Genomic DNA, 23,708 nt, shown 5'->3' with positions numbered 1-23,708 from the left:
GGCCTCATTTAGCGCTAAATCTCACCTGATTGGACTTTTCATGCCGGCTCGTCGCGCCAGTCGTATCCGCGTTGCCGTGACGCTCCAGACCGTAGCGGATCGGGTTGGGGTGTCGACGATGACCGTCTCCAATGTGATCAATGGCCGCGGAAAGGTCAGCGCAGAGACCCGTTCCCGAGTCAAAGAAGCCATCAGGGCCACTGGCTACGTCCCAAACGTCGCAGCCCGGCGGCTGGCAGGTGCCGCTGGCACCCGGCTTGGCCTTCTCTACCCCGATGTACGCTCCCCCTTCTTGACCGAAGTGCTGCTCGCCGCCCTGGCCAGTGCCAACACGGTCGGCGCTCAGCTGGTCGTGCGCGAGGGGCGTTTGGCCACTGTCGACCATGCCGAACAATTGGTCATGGAGGCGATCGAGGCTGGGGCCGAGGGCTTGCTCCTGGTTCCCCCCTATGCGGAGCTCCTTTCTGGATCGGATTACTTCCAGCGTCTCGGGATCCCAGCTGCAGCAATCGCCGGCGCAGCTCCCCTGGAGGGAATGCAGACCGTCCGTATAGACAATCGGGGCGCAGCCAATCAGCTCACTACGCACCTGATCCAGGCTGGTCACAGGCAGATTGCCTTCATCACCGGTCCCATGGATCACGGCGACAGCCATGAGCGTTTGCTTGGCTATCAGGACGCAATGGCCAGCCATGACCTGAGCATCGAGCCATCACTTGTTCGCGCAGGCCGCTTCTCCTTCCAATCCGGATGCGAGGCGGCCGAATCCTTGATCGCGGAGCCGCCACACCCCACCGCAATCCTGGCAAGCAACGATGACATGGGCCTGGGGGTCCTTTGGGTGGCCCAGCGAGCCGGACTTCGGGTCCCTGAAGATCTATCCGTTGCCGCATTCGACGATACCGCCGCCTCCCGGCGAGCGTGGCCCCCTCTGACGGTGGCTGCACAGCCGACGGGGGCCATGACCAACGCCGCGGTTGCCGCCATCCTTGCCAACCTCGTGGGCAAGGGCGAACTACCCTCGGGCGAGCTGGTACTACCGTATGACCTGATTGTCCGGACCTCGTCAGCTTCCCCCATTACCTTGGGCAGGGTGGAGGTTTAGCGCTACATCCGCTCTTATTGCCCGAATGTAATCGTTTACACGAGGATGCAATGAGTAATCGGATTGACGCGCTGATGGCGCAGATGACGTTGGAAGAGAAGGTCGGACAGCTCAACGTCACCGCTGACATGGTTCGCCCGTTCGCACCGGACATCAACCCTGTGGCCAACGAGCAGAACGCGGACCAGGTCCTGCATCAGATTCGCCAAGGCAAGGTTGGCTCCCTGTTCAATGGCAAGGGCAAGGACGGCGCTGTCGAGCTGCAGCGCGTGGCTTTGGAAGAGAGCCGCCTGGGTATCCCGGTGATTCTGGCCGCAGACGTCATCCACGGCATGAGCACGGTGTTCCCGATTCCTTTGGGCGAGACTGCGAGCTTCGAGCCAGAGTTGGCTCGGCGTACTGCGCGTGCCACGGCAATCGAAGCCACTGCAGCGGCCATCCACTGGACCTATGCACCAGCGATCGACGTGACCCGTGATCAGCGCTGGAGCCGCGGCGCCGAGGGCACTGGCGAGGACACGTTGATGGCCTGCCGATTCGGTGCTGCCCGCGTCGAAGGTTTCCAGGGACGTGATCTGACCGCTGAAGACGCCATGCTGGCCACGGCCAAGCACTACGTCGCATATGGCGCCAGCCTGGCCGGCTTGGACTACAACACTGTCGACATTGCCCCGCAGACGCTGCGCGACGTGCACCTGCCACCGTTCAAAGCCGCCGTCGATGCCGGCGTTGCCAGCGTGATGAGCTCGTTCAACGACATCAATGGCGTTCCGGCCAGCGCGAACAAGCCGCTGTTGGTGGATGTTCTGCGCGGCGAATGGAAGTTCAATGGCATCACCATCTCCGACTACACCTCAGAGATGGAACTGGTGGCCCACGGCTACGCCGAAGACATGAAGGACGCCGTGCTGAAGGCCTTCATGGCGGGCTTGGACCTCAGCCTGCAGAGCGGCCTTTACCTTGAACACCTTCCTGACCTGGTCAGGGAGGGGGCCGTTCCGATGTGGCGCCTGGACCAGGCCGTGCGTCGCATGCTGGAGTTGAAGGAACGTATTGGCCTATTGGACGATCCCTATCGTTCACTGCGCATGCCCGACATCTCCGCAGAGCAGCTGGCTGAACACGAAGCCTTGGCGCGTGAATCGGCCAAGCGCTCGATTGTCATGCTCAAGAACGAAGGCAACGTCCTTCCTCTCAAGAAGGCAGGCCAGCGCATTGCGGTGATCGGCCCATTTGGTCGTGATCGAGACAACATTGAGGGCTGCTGGACGCTGTTTGGCGACGCCAGCCGCTACGTCTCACTTGAAGACGGCCTGCGTGCAGCAGTAGAGAACGAAGATCACCTGCACTTCGTTGATGGCTGCAGCTTGGAGGGGGACATCGAGGGTGGTATCAAGGCTGCGATCGAAGCGGCTCAGGCAGCCGACGTGGTCATCCTGGCCTTGGGTGAGCCGCAGCGGTACTCGGGTGAAGCCCAGTCGCGTATCGAGATCACCCTGCCCGCTGCACAGCAGAAGCTTGCAGATGCGATTGCCGAGGTTGGTAAGCCCGTTGTCGCTCTGGTTCGCAATGGCCGCGCCTTGGCGCTGCACGGCGGCGTGCGCAATGCCGACGCCCTGCTGATCACCTGGTTCCTGGGCTCGCAGACTGGCCATGCTACGGCTGACGTACTGTTCGGCGACTACAGCCCTTCCGGTCGCCTGCCCATTTCCTTCCCGCAGGAATCCGGCCAACAGCCTTACTACTACAATCACACCCGCACCGGCCGTCCAGAACTTCCCGACATGAAGGAGTTCAAGACACGTTGGCGAGAGATCACCCACGAAGCCTTGTACCCGTTTGGCCACGGCCTGACCTACGGCAAGGTGACGTATGGCCCGACAGCAGTCAGCTCTGAGGTGCTTGAACGAGGCGGGGCCATCCGAGTCAGTGCAAGCATCAGCAACGATGGCGACCGGCTGATCGAGGAGGTGGTCCAGCTGTACATCCATGATCGGGTGGCCAGCCGGGTTCGACCGGTCCGCGAGCTGAAGGGCTTTGACAAGATTGCCATCAAGCCAGGTGAAGCGATCGAAGTTGCCTTCCTGCTCAACGAGTCCATGCTCGAATTCACTGACGTGGACGGCGTACGCCGAGCTGAGCCAGGCGCCTTTGACGTCTGGATTGCACCATCCTGCACGACGGGCATTCCAGCCCGGTTCGTACTGTCGTAATCAAGAGGAGAGGGGCGCATCTGCGCCCCTCTCTCTTCAGGTCATCAGTTCAGCGAGGACTGACTCAGATCCACCTTGGCCGACTGAACAACATCCGTCGCCGAGTCGGCAAGCTCAATGGTGTACTCGCCGGCGGGAACCACCCAGCGCTTGGTTGCAACGTCATAGTCGGCCAGAGTCAGCGGCTCAGCCTTTACCGTAACCGTTGAGGTCTGCCCGGCGCCAAGCTTGACCTTGGACCAGCCAGCAAGACGAACAGGCGTCGAGTGCCCACTGGGCATACGTACGTAAATCTGCGGTACTGCAGAGCCCTCGCGCTTTCCGGTATTGCGTACCCGGAACGTCGCAGTGACCTGATTGCCATCGGCCGAGACCTTCAACGAGTCGTAGGCAAAGCTTGTGTAGCTCAGGCCATAGCCGAAGGGATACAGGGGCTTCATCCCCTTCACTTCAAACCACTTGTAGCCCACATTCGCGCCTTCGATTCGATAGTCAAAGATATCGTCAGAAGGAACGGCGGGGTTGAAGCCCAAGCCTGGGACAACGGGACGCGGGAGCTGATCCAGACCCGTCGGCCAGGTGATCGGCAGGCGACCGGAAGGCGAGACTTCGCCGGTGATCAAACGAGCGATACCAACGCCGCCGCCGACTCCCGGATACCAAGCCTGTAGAACGGCGCCTACCTCATTGAGCCATGGCATGCGGACCGCAGAGTTGGTCTCCAGCACCACCACCGTCTTTGCATTGGCCTTGGCCACCGCCGAGATCAGCTGGTCCTGGCCATCGGGCAGATCCATATGCGGCAGATCAACCGACTCAGCCGCCCACTGGGTGGCAAACACCACTGCCACGTCAGCCTTCGCTGCCATCGCAGCGGCCTTCACCGGGTCAGTGCCATCCACGTACTCGATCTGCGTCTGCGGCATCGCCTGCTTCAAGCCGGCCAAGGGTGCAGAGGCAAGGTAGACCACCGGGCCTGGCCAAGAAGTTGGAGTCAGACCCGGCACAGCGTTTCCACCGAACATCGTGAAGTCGATGCGCGAAGATCCGCCGCCGGACAGAACACCCTTGTCGGCATGCCCACCGATCACCACCACCTTCTTGGGCTTTTGCAGGGGAAGCAGTGAGCGCTCGTTCTTCAGCAGAACTGCACCTTCTTCAATGATGCGCTGGGCGGTGGCCACGCCGGCCGGCCCATCGATGGGCTGACGCTGAGGAGGATGATCCAGCGCGCCAACGGCGATAAAGCTGCGCAGGATGCGCTTGACCATGTCGTCAAGCTGGGACATCGGCACTCGGCCGGCCTTCAGGTCAGCGCGCAAAGGCTTATCGAAGTAGACCTCAGGGTCAAAGACTTCGCCTGCGGACTGCTGGTCCAGGCCAGCCATGGCTGCCTTTGCGGAACTATGGCCACCGCCCCAATCAGTCATGACATAGCCGGGGTAGGCCCATTCCTTCTTCAGGACGTCACCCAGCAGATACCCATGCTCGCAGCCGTATGTACCGTTGGTCTTCTGATAGGAGCACATGACCGACGCGGGCTGCCCCGTCTGGATCGCAATCTTGAAGGCCAGCAGGTCGGACTCGTGGAGATCCTTCTCGCCCAGCAGTGCATCGTGGAAATTCCGCCGGGGTCTCCATGTCATTCAAGGCAAAGTGCTTGAGGGTGGAGATGACCTTTTCGCTCTGTACGCCCTTGATCACGTTGCCAGCCATGACGCCAGCCAGGAGCGGATCTTCGCCGGCATACTCGAAGTTGCGGCCGTTGCGAGGATCACGGTGCAGGTTTGCGCCGCCTCCCAGCAGTACGTTGAAGCCCTGTTGCCAAGCTTCGCGCCCCATCGTGGCACCGTTGGCGAACGCCAGATCCGGGTTCCAGGTCGACGCATTGGCCGGACCGGAAGGCATCGCAGTAGCGAAGTCACCCTTGCGGATGCCGCCAGGATTGGTCACGCCCATACCCGCATCAACGATCTGCTGGGCCGGGATTCCCAATCGCTCAATCGGAGCGATGTAGCCGGCAGAACCAAGCGCGCCCTTAGGCTGCTTGAGCTTCTCGCTGTCCATGCCGAAGTAGCTATGGACCATCTGGATCTTCTCATCCAGTGTCATCCGCGCGATCAGCGCTTGCGCGCGACTGTCGGCCGATGCAACTCCATCCGCTGTTGGGTCTGCCGCTGCTGCCAGCGGCAAGCCCAGAGCTACCGCCATTGAGAGCCCAAGCACGCGCTTGGTAAGCGCACGAGATGCTTCAATCTGAAATCTCTTCAAAACCACTCCCTCACCTTGGTTGTCTGCCCAGCCCTCGCAACTCGCGGAGGGCTGATTCCGACTGTGATATGAGCGATTTAGGGCTAAAGCTCCAGTTGCTTGCGCTCTTTGAGCAGGACACGTACCTCCCCAGTCATCTCACTGGAGGGACCTGGGCCAATGTCCGCTTCTGGCCGAAAGCGGACATGCATTCCCGACCGGGACGGTCCCGGTTGCAATGGCGGTTTCATGGGATGATGCGCCACCGCGTCCGACTGCCAGCACATGCACACCCTGACTGATCCCGATCTGCTGAACGACATCGCTGAGATTGGTCGTATCGAGGCAGTGCCGCGCATCCTTGAAACCGTGGCCCATATCACCGGCTCGAGATTCACTGCGATTGCCCGCGTCACAGAGACGACCTGGACGGCGTGCGCCACCTTGGACAACCTGGGGTTTGGGCTCGTTCCAGGCGGGCAGCTGGTCCTGGAAACGACCATCTGCGATGAGATCAGGCAGTCACCCACCTCGGTCGTGTTCACGCAGGCCAGTGCACACCCGCTGTATTCCAAACATCACACCCCGCGGATCTACGGGCTCGAGAGTTACGCGTCCGTTCCGATTCACCGACCGGACGGCAGTTTCTTCGGCACCCTCTGCGCCATTGACTCGTCGCCGGGCAACTTCGATGAGGCCCATGTTCGCCGATCCATGGAACTGCTTGCCGACCTTGTTGGGAACTACCTCGACAAGGAAGATCGCCTGCTGGAAGCAGAGACAGCACTCTCCGATGCACAGCGGGTTTCAGATCTGCGCGATCAGTTCATTGCGGTGCTGGGCCATGATCTTCGCAGCCCCCTGCAGGCGATCAGCGTGGCCGCAGATTCGCTGGAAATGGAGGCAACATCCGCGCGTCAGCAGCAGATGCTCGCGCACATCGCGTCGGGCGTAACCCGGATGGATGGGCTGATCAACGATGTGCTTGATTTCGCCAGAGGTCGGTTGGGTGGTGGCATTCCGGTCTCGCTTCGCGAAAGCCATTCGTTGCAGGCGGATCTTGAACGTGTTGCGGAGGAGGTGGCGATCGCCACCGGTCGCCGGGACATCAGCGTTCAGATGCAGATCCAGGGCAGCGTGGTCTGCGACCCAAGCCGGCTTTCGCAGCTGCTGGCCAACTTGCTGACCAATGCAGCCCAGCATGGTGAGCGCTCTGCGCCTGTCACGCTGAGGGTTCGCGCGGCATCCAATCACCTGACGCTGGATGTGCACAACGCAGGGTGCATTGCGCCGAAGAGGCTGGGTAACATTTTCAGCCCCTTTTCGCGCGAACAGGGCGAGCTGCCCAGGCCCGGCCTGGGCCTGGGCATCTACATCGCATCGGAAATTGCCAAGTCTCACGGCGGGACGCTCGACGTGGTGTCGAATGAAGACGCCGGAACCGTGTTCACCTTCCAGATGCCGAGCGCCGGGCGTCCATAGGGACGAGGGCTTGGCTCCAGGAGCTTCCGGCCCTGATCTGGTGGGACGGGCAGTGCCGACGCCGGACCCTTTGGCCGTCGATGATGTGATCTAAGCGTTCGTCCTACTCCCGTCCACCGCACCATGCATCCTCCGGCACGGCGCCCGCCCATACCAATCGCAGCCGATCCATCACGGTCGGTTCCTCCACGCCCGCCAGGAACTGTTCCAGATACGGCAAAGGCTTCAACGGCCACTGGAGCGTGGCCTGCAGGTAGACGATTGCGGGCGCCCGCTGCCTGGCGTCCAGCGGCACCTTGATCAACAAATGCGGTGGCCGGGTTTCCGCGTGCAACACCAGCGCGCCCTTGCAACGGACCTGGAAGCCGGCCGAAGCGGGCGCCGCGTCTACAAACCCGAAGCCATCCCACGCCCGCGCTGCTGCGAATCGCATTGCGTGGGTGCGCAGCTTCAGGAAGGCCTCGTCCGGCACGTTGCGGTAGGCGATGGGCGACGGCTCAACCGGCGCTGGCCACAGCGTGCGTGCCGCGACCACCAATGCCAGGCACAGCAGCAGCACTGACCCGTGGCACGCCATCGCCAAACGGTTGCCGGCGTGCGCGCCGGGCGCCACGGCGGCGGCCCGTCAGCTCTGCGGCTGCAGCCGCTCGTTGGCATTGGCCACCAGGCCAAGGGCCGCCAGCATCAGCCCTTCCATCACCCGGTCGCCCACGTACTGGTCCGGCCCGCCGTTCTGGCGGGTGCGCTCCGCGGCCAGCAGCACCTCCAGCACCACGCGCAGCCCCGAGAGCGAGCAGTCCGCATCGGACAGGGCCACCTGCCGGCCGCGAAGCTGGTGGCGTTCGGGCCAGGGCTGACCGTTGGCGGCAACGCCGGCGCCGATGCTGTGCAGCAGGGCGATGAGGGTATTGGGGTCTGCGACGGGCCCGGCCGAGGGCGCCTCATGGAAGGGCTGTGGGGCAGGGGAGTAGGGCGTGGTCATGGCGTGGCTCCTTGCGTGCAGGCAGAAGCCGCCACCGATAAAGGTGGCGGACGATGCGTGGCTCGAAATCCGGTGTGCAATTAAGCCCGGGCGGGCACAGGGCCCCCACGCACCGCCCGCCATAGCCGGCCGACGGATTGCCAGCCGGCACCACGCGGGGTGGTGCCGACTGGCAAGCGTAAACATCAATTGCACAACCGGGATTTTCGAGGCCCCGACCACCCGTTTTCGGTGGCATGGGAAGGAATACGCCCGGTTATGCGCGATGCCAATACAGTAAGGGCAATGCCGTCATTGTTCTCGACATTTTCAGAATCCTTGCAAATTGCGAGGCGTAACTGATGCCTAGGCATGCAAGGCGTTCGCCGGTGTCGGCGACTCAGGCGAGCGCGTGGTCGCGAACGGACTGCCAGCGCCGAGGGCAGGGCAGATGCGACATTCCGATCCCCTCCGCCAGCAGCCGTTAGTGGCCCTTCATGGCGACCTTGGTCCGCTCAAGCCAAGCGGCGTTGTGGCTGCGCGTGTGGCCCGACCAATGCTTGGCATCGTCCAGAATGCTGTCGAACAGGCTACGGGCCTGCTCACGGTCGGACGGCTGCGGCTGTGCCATCAGCCACTCGGCATACATGCAACGTGCGGCGGCATCGTTTCCGCAGTGCACGGCGCGCTCAAATGCTGCGCGGGCGTCGGGCGACTCGGTTGCAGCCAGTGCCTGCGCGTAGAGCAGGGTCTGTTCCGGCTTGCGGCGTGCATCCGGGTGGCGGGCGAACAGGCCGTCCAGCGTCTCGACCGCGAGCGCAGCGTGTCCAGAATCCAGGCGTGCGCGGGCCAAGCCGGTCAGGATGTAGGGATCGTCGCCCAGCGGCGAGCTGGCGGCGTGCTCCAGCAGATCTCTGGCTTCCTCGGGCTGGCCGGCATCGAGCAGGGTCATGCCCAGGCGAACCCGGTTCTGCACGGTGGGCGTGCGCGACAGCTCGGCCCGTGCGTTGCGCAGGTCCTGGCCGGGGTTCACGAGCTGCTTGGCGGAGCGGATCGCCTGCCGAGCGCCGCGCGAATGGCGGGCTTCCGGGTAGTAGATCGCCAGGAAGTAGACGACGCTGCCGAACAGTGGGAACGAGAAGAGCAGGATGAGCCAGCAGAAGTTCTGGCCTGAGCGGATGGCGTGCACCGCGAAGTAGATGGCCGCCAGTACGTGGAGTCCGATTCCGATGTAGGGCATGTGTGCCGTCTCGTCCTTGTGAGGGTTGGCACTATAGAGGGCGAAAGGTGGGGCGCCAATGGGGTGAGGGCGATTGGGCGTGACGCGTCACGTTAATGGGGTTGGATTCTGCGAGGTAGAGCGCTGCATGTCACTATGTGGCGGGGCTGCATCGATTGAAGGGGGATACATGGAGCGTACGAAGAAGACACTGACGATGGCCGATGTTGCTGGATGGGGTTCGGCTGTCGTCACGTTTGGCCTGACTCAGGGCTCGCTCTATCTGAAGGCGTACTGGGGCCACTTTGGCCTGGATCCCTTTCAGTTCGTTGCCGTGAGCGAACTGGCCCTGGCCGGCTTGGCAGGCATCGGCATGGTGTTGTTTCTCATGCTGGTGGCTTTGCTGTTTAGCGGCTGGGTGGAAGTAAAGCTGACGAGCGCGTCCTCCAAAAGCAAGCGGTTCGCCTGGCTGGGCCCCACGATCTTCTTCACTGGGCTGGGCGCGTTGCTTTGGTGGTCGAACGCGTGGCCTGTGCTGATAGGACTTTTCCTGACGATCATATGTGCGCTGGCCGTGCATCTCTCGCCAGTGATACCGACCGCCGTGAAAGATTCCCCATGGCTGATCTACGCCATGGTGATGCTGGTCTACGTCTCGATTGCTTCGAGTTGGCTTGGATCCGAGCGTGCCAGGACGATCTCCTCAGGCGCCGGCAAGTACGTGACCACTGTGATTGTTGATGGAAGCGTTCAGGGCGGCTTGAGCCTGGTAGGCCGCCTTGGTGATAGCTATGCGCTGTGGGACCCGGCGCGGGAAGCTGCTGTGCTTGTGGCTGTTGGTGATGTTGGGAGGTTGGAGATTATGCGAAGGGGTGTGACGCCTGCTCCGGCCTCCCAATAGGATTGCGGTTTCGACACACATCAGGCCGTGAGCCGCGGCGCACCATTCTGGAAGTGGCGATAAGGAATGTTTATCGAGGGTGGGCAGTCGACTGGTCCTTGCAGTCGAATATGAATGCAGCTGGACCGTGATCGGGGCGTGCCCGCCAACCCCAGCCGGCACGAAATTGCAAGGCGATGCTTATCAACGGCCCGCCCACGCTTGCAGCCACGCCATCGAAGCTCTAGCAGCCGTGCGGCGTGCGGAAGGGGCCCGAGAGGGCCGGTAGAGCGACTCGAGAGATGGATTGATATCAATTGAGGGCGCCGCAGAAGCTGACCCGGCACTGCTTTCGCAGCATGGCAGCTCCCTCGGAGTTGCCAGGATGCTCGCACCTGACCTCGACCGTGTCCCGCTTGCACCCGAAGAGCTGATTCGGGCGATGGACAATGACGAGCTGGTGGTGCTGTACCAGCCCAAAGTCGAATGCGGCAGCCGACAGGTGGTCGGCGCCGAGGCAATGGTCCGCTGGCAGCACCCGCAGCGGGGCCTCCTCGCTCCAAGCCACTTCATCGAACTTGCTGAACAGGCGGGGCTCATCCATCGGCTAGGGCGATGGGTGCTCAACCGCGCCCGTAGCCAGCTGCGGGAGTGGCACAACAGCGGCAACCCGGACTGGTCGATTGGCGTCAACATCTCGCCAGTTCAGCTCCTGCACCGTGGCTTTTGCGGACAGGTACGCGATGCGCTGGATCGCAACAATATTGCGGCAGAAAAGTTGACCCTGTACGTCTCCCTGTCCTGCTTGATGTCACCGATCAACGATGGCTGCGGCGCGTTGTCTGACCTGTTCGCCGACGGCGTTCAGATCGCCCTCCGCAGTTTCGGCAGTGAGCTCCCCAGCCTCGGGCGGCTCAAGCGCCTTCCTCTGAATGAGATAAAGATCGACCGGGTATTCGTCGCCAAGGTGGATACCGATCCGGTGGACTCTGACATCGTGTCAGCCATCGTCACCCTTGGGGCAATTCTTGGGGTGAAAGTTGTGGCTGAAGGTGTTGATCGCCCCGAACAACTCCGTGCGATCGAGCTCCTCGCGTGCGACCAGAGCCAGGGTTGGCTCCATTCCCCCTGCATGGGCGGCAGATTGTTCCTGCGTAGGTTCGGGTCCAAGGGTTCCCCGTTCATCGTGGACGATTCGCCGGCTGTGAAGGAGATGGCATTTGGGTAAAGAGGCCACTCCGGTACCGCGCTCGCCCTGGTCCTGAGAGCAAGCGGGCGGCTGCGCTCAAAGGCATCAGTGGTCCTGTTTCCCGCCTGTCCAGAATCTCCAAGCTGCCCCACCTGAGGCTCCCGGCGCGTGGCATTGCCATCTCTTGGGATGCTTGGATGGAGCGCATCACTGTCGCGGCAGCCTACCGCTGTACCCTCGGATCCGGCCCACCTGAATCCGCTTTCTTGCAGCAAGCAGCACGCGCCGCGCTGCAACCGGCCTGGCAATGATCCTGAATGGGGCAAACGGGTACTTGGGGTTCTCTGTCAAGGGAAATCAGAACGCCCGGCGCTTCACCCGGGCCGGCAGCCTGTGAGTGCTGTCCACGGCACCGCATGCTAGTCCGGCTCCATGAGCGGACAGTAGCTGAGGTGATTGACCCTGATGCCAGCCCCCACCCATCCAGACGCCCCTCTCGCGTGCCGCCATTCGAACAGGGAGAGCGGCGACGGAATATGAAGCGCAGCTGGGCCAAAGGGTTGAGGCGGGTTTCACGTAGGCACCTGAAACCCAGGCAGCCTGCTTCATTCATATACTTACCAAGTGGCGTACATTTCTGGCGACAACTACCCCTCCTTGGGAACTTGGGGCTTTCCAATGCTGGTGTTGCATGGAACCCGTCTTCGGCCTCACATTGTGCGCGCTGGCACCACCCCGTGAAGGGGCGGCGCGTTCTGTCTGACCCGCAAGGAGAGTTCTGTTTGATCGCAGCGTTTTCCATATTGTCCTGCCGCAGGGGTGGGTTCCAATGAGCGCTCCATGGCCTGTGGGCGCGCAGGGCCTGCGGATTGGCGACCTGCTGATCGACCTGCGCTACCGACGACTGATCACTGACAGCGGGAGCGTCGAAGTACAGCAACGCATCTTCGAGCTGTTGTTGCTGCTGATTTCCGAGCCGGACAAGCTCTTCACTCGCCAGGAACTGTTCGATCGCCTTTGGGCCGGGTTGGTAGTTGATGATGCAAACCTGTCCCAGAGCATCTGGCTACTGCGCAAGGCCTTGGGAGAATCCCGCCGCGGGTGGATCCGTACCATCGCCAAACGTGGCTATGTATTCCATCCACCTGGGCCGGTTCAGTGGCTCGATGCGATGCCGGCTCAGCACATGGAGGCATCAGCGGCGCCGCCAGTATCGGCGGATGGTGCGACCGAGGAGGCTACTCCCTTACAGGACCCGCAACTGGACGAACAGCCACAGGCCGGCCGGGAATCTGGGCCAGAAGCCAGCATCCCGTCTCCGGCCGGGGCGCCTCCCGCCGCCCGTCGGCGGTCGCCCGGTATGGTTGCAGTTGCCGCATTGATGTTGGTTGCTGTCGCGATGGCGCTGTGGGCATTCTGGCCGCGTGCAAGCGAACCGGTTTCCGTTGCGCTGGTGACGGTGCCCACCCGAAGCGAGGCCGACGCACCCTGGGCTGCCGAGCTGCTTCGGCACTGGACAGGTTGGAAGCTGCAGCAGCTTCCAGACATACAGCTGTTGAAAGGCGAAGAAGTACTCGCCAACAGGCGCGGCGCAGCGCTCAGTGTCGCTCTTTTGAGCGCCACCCGCAGCGCCGACGGAGAGCGGGTCACGCTACGGGTGCGCGTGCAGCGACAAGGCCGGGACCAGGTGCTTGAGAAGGCGGTTCCGCTAAGCGCTGCACCTGCGGCCATCGACGAACTCTCGCGTCAACTGGTGAGATTGCTGGCACCAGATGTGGAAGACGCCTGGCCTTCGCTGGAGGTGGATGGCACTACGGCACAACGTTACGCGAGCGTCGCTGCTGCTTACGAGCGCGGCGACTGGAGTGCCGTGCAACAAGGTGCCAGAGCTATTCTGACCCAAGCGCCGCGTTTCGGGCTAATGCATGTGCAATTGGCGGTTGCACAATCAGAGCTCGGCGAGAGCCTGGAATCTGTCCGACATATGGAGCTCGCCAACACCCTGCTGCTCCCACTGCCCGACACAGGACGCCTGTCTCTGCGCGCGATGCAACTGGAAATGGATCAGAGGCGTGCAGCGGATGCCGAGAGGGCAGTACAGCAACTGCTCGCCGCACACCCGAATCATTTGCCTTACCAGCTGCGATACGCACGCCTGTTGATCCGCACCGGCAAGTTCGATACGGCGATCAGCTACCTCGAAAGTACCCAGCGCACTGAAGATGCAAGCGTGGATGCCCGTTATCAGCGGGCGCTGCTGTATGGCAATGCCTATTACGGAAAGGCGCAGTTCGATCAGGCAAAACGTGCCGCAGGGTCCGCCCGTGAGATCGCTACCAGCGCGGGCATGCGCCTGCAGGCGGCTCAGGCAACCCTGCTTGAAGCCAACATTGTCGCAACCGTGGACCCAGCGCAGGGTGAGCAGGCCTATCGGATGGCCGCGCAAAAGTTTAAGAGCGCTGGGGCGGTAGAGCATGCCGAATACGCTGATGTATTGGCGACCGTGCACGCGGGTCAGGTTGCGCGTGACTCAAAGATGATCGAGGGGGCGATGCATCGGGCCGAGCGTGCGGGAAACCTACTTCTGGTCGCGAACATTCAAGTCACCCTTGCGGGTCTGAGCCCCTCCACCGAGGGACGGCTGCATTGGGTACGGGAGGCACTTCAGACAGCCCGCAAACTGGGCAACCTGAACATGCAGGGCCAATTCGAGGTGGAACTGGCAATGGACGACCTGTTCCAGCTTCGGCTTGCGGAAGCCCAATCACGGGCAACGCAGCTACAGGCGCTGGGGCTGCAGGGGGTTGCTGGGATCCGGGTGAATGTCGCGCTGGCGCGCATCTTCGAAGCGCAGGGTCGGCTGCGTGATGCGGGCCAGACCAGCAAGCTTGCGCTGATGGCGGCGCGCGAGACCAGTGCGGAGGCCAGCAACACCCAGGTTCAGGTCGCGTGTCAGAACTTGCGCGTGTCGACCTACATGGGGGTGGCACCAGAAGCCAGTACGACGGAGGCCTGCACACGCGCGGACGACGTGATCTCCCGATTCACGGCCGCGTCGTCGCAGGCATTGGTTGCGCTGCTTGTCCACGACCGCGCCGAAGCCCGGCAACATTATGAGGGGGCACGTGCTTTGATCGACGGCGCCGACAGAGCAAAAATCCTAGGCAACCATTCACTGGGTGGCGAACGCCTGCGGATGGCCACGATCGCCCTTCGCCTAGGGGACATCCAAGCCGCCGAGCGCCATGCCAGCGCACTGCGGGCGTCGGCTCAGCAAGGTGGCCTGGTACCGCTGATGCGCGCATCCCTGATCGTGCTCGACGCGGAGATCAGTGCCGCCCAAGGCAACTGGGAAGCCAGCCGTAGTCAGGCGGCCAGTGCGCGTAATCTACTGCCTGCAGCCGAGGCAGAGTTGCGGCATCGCCTTGACCTGTTGCAGGTTGCCGATGCAGAGCGTCATGCTCGTCCCGCGGAAGCCATTGAACGGGCTAGGCAGCTCTACAGGCAAGCAGCTAGCGAAGGCGACTTGCGGACCCAGTTGCAGGTACTCAGCCTATTGCCGCCTTCGGCGCAACCCTCGCTGGGCGCCGACGTGGGCCGCGTCAAGGCTCGGCACGCAGCCCTGCCTGGTGCGACGATGGCGTGGTTGTCAAGCCATGAACGAGCCGGGAGGGGCAAATAGAGAAAAAAATGAAGCGTCGCTAGACGCTAATCTGGCCATCCCGGTTCACCCTTGGGCTCATTACGTGCGTCCGCGCGTGGAATGGACAACCGCATGAGCTTACAGATCAGTCTAGCCGCAGTGGCGTTGAATGTTTCACTCTGGCTGCCGGGTTGGCCGCTTACCCTGCAGTCACCAGAAGACTTGCCGCCCCCTCAGGCCCAATCCCCTGTGGCCATGTCGCCGCCAACACAGTTGAAGCCGTTGCAGCGCCCTCCCTTGGCCCGGTTGCCACCCGGTCAGGATGTCCCGCGACTGTTGCAGAAGCGAGAACTCTTGATCGCGCGCCCCCCAACACGGCAGGCCTTGGGGCCGTGCCCCGCATTGGACGACGGCGGCCACGGCACCATCGTGCGAGAGGGCAGGGTAGTACCGGAGGGCGTTGCCTTCCCCGCACTGCATGCGACCCCACCGAAGCTCTGGCAGAACGGACGATGCGCCGGCGAGGGCATGCGCTGAACAGGCCCGCCTGACCCTTCTTGCTGGGGCTCAATTGATATCAATTGAGCCCCAGCAAGAAGCTTGGTGGGCGCGCGCTCTCCAGCATGGCCGCTCCCCGTTGGAGCCTAACCATGTCGAGCCTTCCAGTCGCCTCCGGTCACATAACCGTCACAGTAGAAGACCTGATGCGGGCAGTGGACAACGATCAGCTGACCCTGCTGTATCAGCCGAAACTGCAATGCGGCAGCGGCCTTGTGGTCGGCGCGGAAGCCCTGGTGCGCTGGCAGGACCCTCGGATGGGCTTGGTACCGCCGGATCGGTTCATCCCGCTTGCCGAACAGTGCGGTGCAATCCATCGTCTCGGTCATTGGGTGCTGAAGGCGGCCTGCCGCCAACTGCGGCAGTGGAGGGCGGCAGGTAACCTCGGCTGGTCGGTGGCCGTAAACGTTTCCCCGCTGCAACTGCAACGTGCAGATTTCGCTCAGCGGGTGCTCGATTGCCTGACCCAGCAGTGCATGCCGGCACACCGGCTGATCCTGGAAATCACCGAATCACACATGATCGAAAGTGCAGGCACAGCCCAAAGCCAGTTGCTCATGCTGCGCTCCGCAGGTGTCAGGATATCCTTGGACGACTTCGGGGTCGGCTTTTCCAACTTGGCACGGCTGAAGCAGTTGCGCGTGCATGAGCTGAAGATTGATCGTTCCTTTGTCAGCGACGTCGACCGTAACCAGATTGACGCTTCGATCATCGAGGCCATCGTCGCCATGGCCTCGACCTTGGGGCTGCGGGTGGTGGCCGAAGGCGTAGAGCGCGAGTCTCAGCTGTGTGTCCTGGAGCGACTTGGCTGCAACGAGACCCAAGGCTATCTGCACGCGCCACCAACCAGCGGCGACCGCTTCCTGGCACGCTTCGGATCGCATGCCACTTGCGCTGAGACCGTGGCGGACAGCCGTCAGGCGGTGGCCTTTGGATGACCAGGTATGGGCACCGCCCGCGCTTTGCCATCAACTGCTGCGCCATTTCCGGACAGCCAGACCCGGGGTCCGGTTGGCCCGGCTCACGTTTACCCCGTACGCGTCGCAAGAGATCCGCAACGAGTTTCACCAGATGCGACGGCTGCAATGGCTGCAAGTCAGGGTGCTTTGCGACAAAGAAGGCAACCGCTTCGGCGGTTGGGGGGTGTCGCTGACACCGCTGGGACACTCCGTGCTAGAGGCATTGGATCGCCAGTATGCCCGCGACAGTGGATGAGTCCGCTACGACGGGCATCTGGGGCGTGGGTACATCTAGAAAGCCGCTCGATTGCAGAGAAAGTAGGCATCTAGGCTGCGTCAGAGGGCACCCCTGATAGAACGATCACGAATGATGGAAGGCTCGGTGGATGTAAACGCGCCATCGGCTGACGCAGTACATGCGTCGATCACCAACCGCACTGTCCTCACACCTGAACATCCATCACCAGCAGAACTGCTATGAGGCGTAGCTGTAGCTTGCGACGGCCGAACGGAAAAAAGGAGAGGCGGGTGCCATCGAGCGCTTCCGACAGGCTCCCAGAGCGCTCGGCGCTCATTTCACAAGCGCTTCGCAGGGTTATGGGGATGCGCCTCCGCTCTACCGCTGATGAGCATCAAAACATATCAGCTTGCCTAGGTTCGCACGAACGAACTGCAATGAAGAAGGTCAAGCGTCAGCCTTCGTCCTGGTCGTAGCTTCACGTTCGGCACCAAGAAGGTTCCTGCAGGCACCACACGAGCAGGCCGACCACGCTCAGCGCCGTCGCAGCCGGCGGGAGCGAGACGCTAGTGTCACGGTGCAATTCGATACCAGGAGGGTCGCACATGACACGCCCGGTCAAGTCAAAACAGGATGCTTCCATGTTCAATTCTGCAGAAGAAATTGCTCTCCCTTTCACTCGATCTTCGGTTACAACGCCTCTGTCTGTCCCCGCGCTCGGCCTTGGTTTAATTCTCATCAGCCAAGCGGTGTCCGCTGCAACACCCTTAACCGGGGCGGGGGGGCGGCCAGATTTTGAAGTGGTCCGCTCGCACATCACCAGAGAATTCCGCGCAGACGGAAGCGCCGTTTCCGTGGAAGAAAGATCGCTACTGCTTCATAGCCAGGTCGCCGTGGAGGCGATGAGCCAAGAGGCTATCGATTACGTTGAGGGACGCCAGTCGGTGGAGGTATTTGAAGCCTACGTGCTGGATCCCGCGGGAAATCGTCATGACGTACCGAAGGAGAGTATTTATACACGACAGCAACATAATGGTGGAGCCTCGGCCAGTCACGCCGACGGCAGGGCCCTGGTGATCGTGTACCCGCGCCTAAGCAAGGGCGCGACACTCGTACGCAAGACGCGCATTACACAGATCAAGCCCTTGTTCGACGGTTACGCCAGTCTGCTTCAGGTCGTTAACCCCCACACAACCATCCGGGAAGCGCGCGTTACTATCAAAGCGCCGGAGTCGATGGCGTTGGACGTCCGGCTGCGAGACGCCGTCGGTCTAAGTCACTCCCGATCGAATGGTATGGATCAGTGGGTATGGGAGCATCGAAATCTCACGCCACTGCCCAAGCCCTCCATAATGCCACCTGCGGGTGCCTTCGGTCCGGCCATCCTGGCCAGCAACTTCAGCGATTGGGGGCAAGTCGGGCGCGCTTATCATCGCAATGCCGCAGCAGCTGCGAATGTCACTCATGCTATTTCCGCGTTGGCAGAGCGCTTGACTGAAGGGTTACAAGAACCGCGCGATCAGGCAGAAGCGCTGCATCACTGGGTTACGGCCAACATCCGCTATGTCGCGGTGTACTTGGGCAATGGCGGAGTAGAGCCCAACGCGGCCACGAAGGTGCTCGAACGAGGGTTTGGTGATTGCAAGGACAAGGTTGCTCTGCTGCAGGCACTTCTTGCAGCAAAGGGTATCGATAGCACTCCGGTGCTGGTGGGCATGCGCGCAGGGCCTACTCTTCCGCTTCTTCCCGTGGCGGGCCATTTCGATCACGTCATCCTATACGTGCCTGCGCTCGACTTGTATACAGATCCAACAGCGGAGTTCCATCGCTTGGGTGAGCTTCCGGGTTCGGTCCGTGGGCGGCCGGTGGTTCACACAGTCGATGGCGTGTTATCGCGTACCCCAGCGCTGGAAGCCTCCGGCAATCGCCAGCGAAGCTACACCGAGTACAGATATGCAGACGGCGGGGATGTAACTGTGTCCACCCGCTTTGACCCAAGCGCTGATCAAGAGGCTCAAATGCGCAGGTCCCTTGCTGGGATGCCGACCCAGGAGCGCGGTGCCGCGGTAGCGAGAATGATTGTCGACGCGGGAATGGAGGGTGTAGGCCAAATGTCCTTCGATGCTGAGCCCCAAGATCTGACAAAGCCACTTGGCTTCAGGGTGACAGTCAATGCGCAGCAACATCTCGACTTCACACGTCCTGGCTCCAGTGCCTTGCCACCCGCGTTCGCCCTGGAATCCATCCGTGATGCCGTTCTTGGAACGCCGAAACCTGACAACTTCGCTCCATTCCGATGTGTTCCCCGTGTACGTGAAGAGCGTTACTCACTTGATTTTCCGGCCACTGTAAAGATTGCCGAGATACCGAAAGACATCATCTACAGCAACGCGGCTGGCCGATACAGCGTTGAGTGGCGCCAGAAAGGTCAAACTGTTACGGCGGATCATCGCCTGGAAGAATACGCTATTCGTGGTACCGACGCACTTTGCGAGCCCAAGGACTATCCATCTTTTCGTGCTCTATTCCAGCAGGTGCGAAGAGCCTTCGAGGCGCGTATCCAATTCACACCCCACTGAGCTTGCTCCCGCGTCCATCGCCTGACCCTCCCGCCCTTGGCGAAGGGCGCCTTCATTCGCTCACAGCGCTTACTACGGAGAGGTGGGGAGCTTATCCATCGCCTTCAGAGATCGCCTCGGTCGATCAGTTTCTCTGCTGGTCGAATTTCGTCAACAGAGGCCCAGAGCGAAGCACCTGACAAAGGGATGGTGCGACAGCGGGATTGAGAGCGCCATTCGGCTCGTCGCAGACGCAACATCTAGCCCCGTTGCGACATCATGACCTTCTGTGCCGCTTCGAGGACACCGGTTTCTGAGGCACGCACTGCCTCGCCATGTCCGAGCTATAGAGCAAATACCCCCCTAGTGGCTCGCATGGCATCCTTGCAGGATCAGAATTGATCGGGCCGAGCTGGGCCGTGCTGACGCCCTCTGTGCAAGCGTTCGCGAGTGTGAAGGACAGGTTGTCCACCGCCCTCCACTCAAGAACTTCCAGCAATGCGCGTGGAGAATGCTCAGCGGCAAACAAGGTCGTCGGTAACAAAATTGTGTACAGCGCCGCCAGAAAGCCATCCTCCGCCACGTTACCGAAGATGACGCATAAAATGCTGGCACAGCGGATAGGACCCGCCGTGCCAGTAAAGAAAAGTGGAGGTAATCCCTCCACTGTCGCCTTCCATGCGAAGCGACGGTTCTGTCGAGGGGCACGCCCGAACCATTGGTACACGCCCGCCACTGCAGGGTAGGCAGCACGGGCGCGCTCGAGCGCGGCAGGGGTACCGACGCTCGCTCGGACGCCAGGCGGGAGGCTCCGCACGGCGAACGTGTTGCCCGAAGCTGTTGGACCCTTAGGTCGCTGCTTGCTCACGTCCAGCTGCGTTCAGCATGGAAAGAGCCTAGTTGGGCAGCTGGCAACATCGCAAATCAATCAAACTGAATTCTTCTCTCTTGCCACCCACCGGAGTGGGCTGAGCCACACTTCAAGGCGGCTCAGGATCCCGCATGCCGGATGTTGGAAGCTCGGCGGCTAGTTCTGAGACAAGAAATGAGAACAAGTGAGGGAAATGCAGAAGAGTGCCTTTCGGCACGCTCCATACTTGCCGCCTCGGCCGCGCCCGGAAAAGGCCGGCTTAAGTTTTCGCCGGGCATCCCTGGGCCCTTCCTCATGTTGAACCTATGACCAATCATGCTGCGCCGGGAGCCCGGACAAGTGACCAACAATGGAGCGACATCAAGCGCCATCTACCGGCGAATCTCGTGACGCGAGTCACAAAAAGAGAGGCTGAGTACCGGCAGTTTGTGGATACCGTCCTCTGGGTTGTGCAGAACAATGCGACTTGGTCTGACGTCCATCACCCGGTGGGGACGTCGAGATCCGTGTACGTTCGGTACTTGAGATGGGTGGAGTTAGGGCGGTGGGAATGTGTGGCCAGGGGCTTGGGGGGTACCTTGGGCGACGACTTGCTCGCCCATGTCGAGCGCGCGCGCGCTCGTCTGCAGTGGCGTGCGGGACGTCAGAAGGTACTCATCGCAGGCAAGAACGGAACTAGGCCTGCATGAGTATCGCCCCTATCAATCCAGGAAGGTCGACCACTAAGGGGAGTACGTTTGATGTATTCGTGGCCCAAGGACGCACAGTTTCTGAACATCGGAGATCTGACAGTGGATCTTCGCTGTCGGCGGGTCACATCGCCCGGGGATAGCGTCGAGCTTCAGCAGCGAGTGTTTGATCTCCTGCTCCTGTTGCTAAATGAGCCCGACAAGCTGCATACGAGGGCTGCGCTGTTTGATCGGCCGTGGACGGGCTTAGTCGTGGACGACGCAAACCTGTCGCAAAGCATGTGGCTGCTCCGAAAGGCATTGAGCCCTTCGCGCCGTGACTGGATCTGGACTATTGCCAAGCGTGGCTACGTTTTCAAGCCGCCAGGCGCGTTGTCATGGGCGCCCGCCGCGACAGCCCGGGCAGCGACCGACATTCCTGCAGCCGAAGAGGCCGCCGAGCCCCCGGCTCCGTCACCCGATGCCGGGCGTACCGCCCCGGAGCAGGGGGGCGCGCAAGAGGCTTCGCAGTTGGATACAGACGACGACGTTGCCCGCGTGCGCGTGAATCAAAGGATGACGCCCACGATGCGCCACGATTCATGGGCGCTGGTGGTCGCATCGCGATGGCGAGCCGTGTTTCTCTTGTCTATCGCCGTGCTCGGTTGTCTCCTGGTCGCGGTGCTGCTGCTTCGTGGCGGTCGGGGACCTTGAGCCAGGTCAGTGTGCTGTCGAGCGCGGCGGACCTCGCGAGTACCGGGTCCACAGGAAGCCCCAAGGTCGTACTCCCAAGTACGTTTCGCACGCAGGACGGTCAGATCACGGTTCGAGCGCGAATCCAGCAAGGCGGCACCGACAGGTTGGTAGAGCAGTCCGGAGCACCGGAAGAGCTTCCTGCGATGGTTGATCGCGTATCCAGGGACGTGCTGGTGGACCTGCTTCCTCGAGGAAAGGATGTCTGGCCGGCATTGGAACTCGATCCCGCCAGCGCGCAACAGTACGTGGATGCTGTGCGTTGCTATCAGGCACAGGACTGGCTGGCGGTCAGTATGATCGGCGAGCAGATTGTCGATGCCGCCCCTCGCTTCGGTCCGATGCTTGTTCAGCTTGCGGATGCGCAATCCCGCATCCCGCGCACCGTATCCGCCATCGAGCATCACGCCACCGCCCGAAAGCTGTTGGTCCCGGTTCCTGCGGAGACTGCGATGCTGCTCGATGCCCAAGGCGTGAGGCTTGATCCGCTCAGGTACAAGGAAGCGCTCGGATTGTTCGGGAAGCTCGCGGTAGCGTATCCCGACCACGCTGCCTATCGACTCGCCTACGCGGACCTTCCAGTAAAAGCGGGCAAGTTCCTGCAGGCGCTGGCCATTGTGAAGGGAATGGATACGCAGCAGCGCTCGCGGTCCATCGACGCCCAGCGCCACGTGCTCCTTGCCCATATCCAGAGCGGTCTTCCCGGCCCTGCACGAATACGACGGAAACCGGCCCGGGCTGTCCCCATCCTGCCTCGATGTCGTGCCCCCGCGCATGTGGCGGGTGAAGAGATGCGGCGTTCTAACCCATTGATAGAAAATGGTTTATTCGGAAATGAGGAGGGTTGAGAACAAATGATCCGGCGATAGAAGCGTCCGCTGACCGGCCTTTCTAGGATGCGCCACCCGAACGCACATATGTGCCTTTTGTTGCACCGATTCGGGTCGGCGCGCCTCGCGTACATGCTGTGATGCCACGGGGCGATCCCGAGGATCAGCAGACGGCCGGGGCACGCGGGCCCTTCGCCAGGAAGCCTGCTGATGAACCGCAACCCAGAACCCCAGTTCGAGCGCGTCACCGCCAAGGACCTAAGGCTCGCCATGCATCACGGCGAGCTGAGCGTCCTCTATCAACCGCAATACGACCTGTCGAGTGAGCGGGTGATCAGCGCCGAGGCGCTGTTGCGCTGGCGCCACCCCGAGCTGGGCTTGATCGAACCCGCTGAGTTCATCGCACTGGCAGAGCGGAGCCGCCTCATCAACGAGTTTGGACGGTTCGTGCTGCACCAGGCCTGCAGCGATCTGCGCGCTTGGCACGAGGCTGGAATGGAGCATTGGCGAGTGGCTGTGAACGTATCGCCGATCCAGTTGATGGCTCGCGAGCTCTACGACCACGTATGTGAAGCGCTGACCGCCGGCCGCTTGAATGCTGAGAAGCTGACCCTGGAGATTACCGAAGCCGCGGCCGTCCAGACGATGGAAGCGAGCGGCCGCATCCTGTTCTGCCTGATGGGGCTCAGCGTCCGCCTGTCGCTGGACGACTTCGGAACAGGGTTTTCCAACCTCGGCCGGCCGCGTTCCATGCCGGTGCATGAACTCAAGATCGCGGGCGAGCTCGTCCGTGAGCTGGAAACCAATGGTACCGAGCGCCGGGTGTTTGCCGCGGTCATCGGTATGGCCGACGCGCTGGGCCTCCATGTGGTCGTCGAGGGCATCGAGCGCGAAGCTCAACTCGCGCAGGCGCGTGCGCTGGGATGCGATGTAAGCCAGGGATATCTGCACGGGCGACCCATGGAGCCCGGACGGTTCCTCAAACGCTTCGGCACGTCCAGCCCGGCGATGCTCCGCGAGGTTGAGCATGGCTGAACGTGTCAGTTCCCAGAGAGATCCATGCGAGTACCTTTGCGCGGATCTCATGGATATCTTCCGGATGCCGTTGCTTGGCATGATTCTCGAGGACGTGCGTGTTGCCGGGCGAAGTAGCCGGGACGTAAAGCATTGCCTGACATTTCTTTGCGATAACGGGCTTCTCGACTGCCGTGAGGTCCGCGATGCGTCAGGCAAGAAGTTCACCGGCGTGCTCATCTCGACGACCTCCCTAGGCACCGCGGCACTCGCCTGGCTGCGCGAACAACGGGCGGCTTCCAAGTAGCGCTCATCGG

Annotated in this window: 16 protein-coding genes and 1 pseudogene; 13 read left to right on the top strand and 4 right to left on the bottom strand. The window is 61.9% G+C overall.

What is annotated here, in order from left to right; translation table 11 throughout:
- Nucleotides 1-118: 118 nt before the first annotated feature.
- Together Q5Z10_RS11265 and Q5Z10_RS11260 are read left to right on the top strand one after the other, a co-directional pair.
- A complete protein-coding gene (locus tag Q5Z10_RS11265) occupies nucleotides 119-1,105 on the top strand; it encodes a LacI family DNA-binding transcriptional regulator (protein WP_303635520.1) in 987 nt (328 codons plus the stop codon).
- A 50-nt stretch (nucleotides 1,106-1,155) separates the two neighbouring features.
- Nucleotides 1,156-3,318 (top strand): glycoside hydrolase family 3 N-terminal domain-containing protein, encoded by a 2,163-nt coding sequence (locus tag Q5Z10_RS11260; protein ID WP_303635519.1) that lies wholly within the window; start codon nucleotides 1,156-1,158, stop codon nucleotides 3,316-3,318.
- A 44-nt stretch (nucleotides 3,319-3,362) separates the two neighbouring features.
- On the opposite strand, the pseudogene Q5Z10_RS11255 reads toward Q5Z10_RS11260, so the two are convergent.
- A pseudogene (locus tag Q5Z10_RS11255) lies at nucleotides 3,363-5,529 on the bottom strand (beta-glucosidase).
- A gap of 324 nt (nucleotides 5,530-5,853) precedes the next feature.
- Here Q5Z10_RS11255 and Q5Z10_RS11250 point away from each other — a divergent pair.
- Nucleotides 5,854-7,050, top strand: coding sequence for a GAF domain-containing sensor histidine kinase (locus Q5Z10_RS11250; protein WP_303635518.1), 1,197 nt, complete (start codon nucleotides 5,854-5,856; stop codon nucleotides 7,048-7,050).
- A gap of 103 nt (nucleotides 7,051-7,153) precedes the next feature.
- Here the strand turns inward: Q5Z10_RS11250 and Q5Z10_RS11245 are convergent, their stop codons facing one another.
- The 3 genes from Q5Z10_RS11245 to Q5Z10_RS11235 all read right to left on the bottom strand — a co-directional run bounded on the left by Q5Z10_RS11245 (nucleotide 7,154) and on the right by Q5Z10_RS11235 (nucleotide 9,251).
- Complete coding sequence (locus tag Q5Z10_RS11245; RefSeq protein WP_303635517.1) at nucleotides 7,154-7,609, bottom strand: hypothetical protein; 456 nt, start codon at nucleotides 7,607-7,609, stop codon at nucleotides 7,154-7,156.
- 66 nt (nucleotides 7,610-7,675) lie between these two features.
- The gene (locus Q5Z10_RS11240; RefSeq protein ID WP_303635516.1) at nucleotides 7,676-8,032 is read right to left on the bottom strand and encodes a hypothetical protein; all 357 of its coding nucleotides are present in this window, start codon (nucleotides 8,030-8,032) and stop codon (nucleotides 7,676-7,678) included.
- A gap of 463 nt (nucleotides 8,033-8,495) precedes the next feature.
- Complete coding sequence (locus tag Q5Z10_RS11235) at nucleotides 8,496-9,251, bottom strand: tetratricopeptide repeat protein (protein ID WP_303635515.1); 756 nt, start codon at nucleotides 9,249-9,251, stop codon at nucleotides 8,496-8,498.
- A 169-nt stretch (nucleotides 9,252-9,420) separates the two neighbouring features.
- On the opposite strand from Q5Z10_RS11235, the gene Q5Z10_RS11230 reads away from it, so the two are divergent.
- The 10 genes from Q5Z10_RS11230 to Q5Z10_RS11190 all read left to right on the top strand — a co-directional run bounded on the left by Q5Z10_RS11230 (nucleotide 9,421) and on the right by Q5Z10_RS11190 (nucleotide 23,698).
- Complete coding sequence (locus Q5Z10_RS11230) at nucleotides 9,421-10,131, top strand: hypothetical protein (RefSeq protein ID WP_303635514.1); 711 nt, start codon at nucleotides 9,421-9,423, stop codon at nucleotides 10,129-10,131.
- A gap of 364 nt (nucleotides 10,132-10,495) precedes the next feature.
- Nucleotides 10,496-11,338 carry an EAL domain-containing protein gene (locus Q5Z10_RS11225; protein ID WP_303635513.1) on the top strand — a complete coding sequence of 281 codons (843 nt, stop codon included), beginning with the start codon at nucleotides 10,496-10,498 and terminating at the stop codon, nucleotides 11,336-11,338.
- A gap of 790 nt (nucleotides 11,339-12,128) precedes the next feature.
- Nucleotides 12,129-14,981 carry a winged helix-turn-helix domain-containing protein gene (locus Q5Z10_RS11220; RefSeq protein ID WP_303635512.1) on the top strand — a complete coding sequence of 951 codons (2,853 nt, stop codon included), beginning with the start codon at nucleotides 12,129-12,131 and terminating at the stop codon, nucleotides 14,979-14,981.
- 611 nt (nucleotides 14,982-15,592) lie between these two features.
- Nucleotides 15,593-16,438 carry a putative bifunctional diguanylate cyclase/phosphodiesterase gene (locus tag Q5Z10_RS11215; RefSeq protein WP_303635511.1) on the top strand — a complete coding sequence of 282 codons (846 nt, stop codon included), beginning with the start codon at nucleotides 15,593-15,595 and terminating at the stop codon, nucleotides 16,436-16,438.
- Nucleotides 16,439-17,302: 864 nt separating this feature from the next.
- Nucleotides 17,303-19,276, top strand: coding sequence for a DUF3857 domain-containing protein (locus Q5Z10_RS11210; RefSeq protein ID WP_303635510.1), 1,974 nt, complete (start codon nucleotides 17,303-17,305; stop codon nucleotides 19,274-19,276).
- Between the two features lie 1,155 nt (nucleotides 19,277-20,431).
- On the top strand, nucleotides 20,432-20,815 hold the full coding sequence (locus tag Q5Z10_RS21430; protein WP_442758910.1) for a transposase: 384 nt from the start codon (nucleotides 20,432-20,434) through the stop codon (nucleotides 20,813-20,815).
- A gap of 51 nt (nucleotides 20,816-20,866) precedes the next feature.
- Nucleotides 20,867-21,508: a winged helix-turn-helix domain-containing protein gene (locus Q5Z10_RS11205; RefSeq protein ID WP_303635509.1), complete on the top strand. Its 642-nt coding sequence runs from the start codon at nucleotides 20,867-20,869 to the stop codon at nucleotides 21,506-21,508.
- The gene (locus Q5Z10_RS11200; protein WP_303635508.1) at nucleotides 21,505-22,395 is read left to right on the top strand and encodes a tetratricopeptide repeat protein; all 891 of its coding nucleotides are present in this window, start codon (nucleotides 21,505-21,507) and stop codon (nucleotides 22,393-22,395) included. The genes Q5Z10_RS11205 and Q5Z10_RS11200 overlap by 4 nt, the downstream gene beginning before the upstream one ends.
- Before the next feature lie 192 nt (nucleotides 22,396-22,587).
- Entirely contained in the window at nucleotides 22,588-23,412 is an 825-nt protein-coding gene (locus Q5Z10_RS11195; RefSeq protein WP_303635507.1) for an EAL domain-containing protein, read from the top strand.
- Complete coding sequence (locus Q5Z10_RS11190; RefSeq protein ID WP_303635506.1) at nucleotides 23,405-23,698, top strand: hypothetical protein; 294 nt, start codon at nucleotides 23,405-23,407, stop codon at nucleotides 23,696-23,698. The genes Q5Z10_RS11195 and Q5Z10_RS11190 overlap by 8 nt, the downstream gene beginning before the upstream one ends.
- Nucleotides 23,699-23,708 lie beyond the last annotated feature (10 nt).

This window comes from Stenotrophomonas sp. 704A1 (genome assembly GCF_030549525.1).
In the GTDB taxonomy this organism is placed as follows: Bacteria; Pseudomonadota; Gammaproteobacteria; order Xanthomonadales; family Xanthomonadaceae; genus Stenotrophomonas; species Stenotrophomonas tuberculopleuritidis.
This window is presented reverse-complemented; position numbering and strand designations above follow the sequence as displayed.

What these genes read in the sequence shown, in the direction of transcription:
- Q5Z10_RS11225 (WP_303635513.1), top strand. Translation starts at nt 10,496, where the DNA reads ATGCTCGCACCTGACCTCGACCGTGTCCCGCTTGCACCCGAAGAGCTG.
- Q5Z10_RS11260 (WP_303635519.1), top strand. Translation starts at nt 1,156, where the DNA reads ATGAGTAATCGGATTGACGCGCTGATGGCGCAGATGACGTTGGAAGAG.
- Q5Z10_RS11230 (WP_303635514.1), top strand. Translation starts at nt 9,421, where the DNA reads ATGGAGCGTACGAAGAAGACACTGACGATGGCCGATGTTGCTGGATGG.
- Q5Z10_RS11220 (WP_303635512.1), top strand. Translation starts at nt 12,129, where the DNA reads ATGAGCGCTCCATGGCCTGTGGGCGCGCAGGGCCTGCGGATTGGCGAC.
- Q5Z10_RS11210 (WP_303635510.1), top strand. Translation starts at nt 17,303, where the DNA reads ATGACACGCCCGGTCAAGTCAAAACAGGATGCTTCCATGTTCAATTCT.
- Q5Z10_RS11240 (WP_303635516.1), bottom strand. Translation starts at nt 8,032, where the DNA reads ATGACCACGCCCTACTCCCCTGCCCCACAGCCCTTCCATGAGGCGCCC.
- Q5Z10_RS11265 (WP_303635520.1), top strand. Translation starts at nt 119, where the DNA reads ATGACCGTCTCCAATGTGATCAATGGCCGCGGAAAGGTCAGCGCAGAG.
- Q5Z10_RS11205 (WP_303635509.1), top strand. Translation starts at nt 20,867, where the DNA reads ATGTATTCGTGGCCCAAGGACGCACAGTTTCTGAACATCGGAGATCTG.
- Q5Z10_RS11235 (WP_303635515.1), bottom strand. Translation starts at nt 9,251, where the DNA reads ATGCCCTACATCGGAATCGGACTCCACGTACTGGCGGCCATCTACTTC.
- Q5Z10_RS11195 (WP_303635507.1), top strand. Translation starts at nt 22,588, where the DNA reads ATGAACCGCAACCCAGAACCCCAGTTCGAGCGCGTCACCGCCAAGGAC.
- Q5Z10_RS21430 (WP_442758910.1), top strand. Translation starts at nt 20,432, where the DNA reads ATGACCAATCATGCTGCGCCGGGAGCCCGGACAAGTGACCAACAATGG.
- Q5Z10_RS11190 (WP_303635506.1), top strand. Translation starts at nt 23,405, where the DNA reads ATGGCTGAACGTGTCAGTTCCCAGAGAGATCCATGCGAGTACCTTTGC.
- Q5Z10_RS11215 (WP_303635511.1), top strand. Translation starts at nt 15,593, where the DNA reads ATGTCGAGCCTTCCAGTCGCCTCCGGTCACATAACCGTCACAGTAGAA.
- Q5Z10_RS11250 (WP_303635518.1), top strand. Translation starts at nt 5,854, where the DNA reads ATGCACACCCTGACTGATCCCGATCTGCTGAACGACATCGCTGAGATT.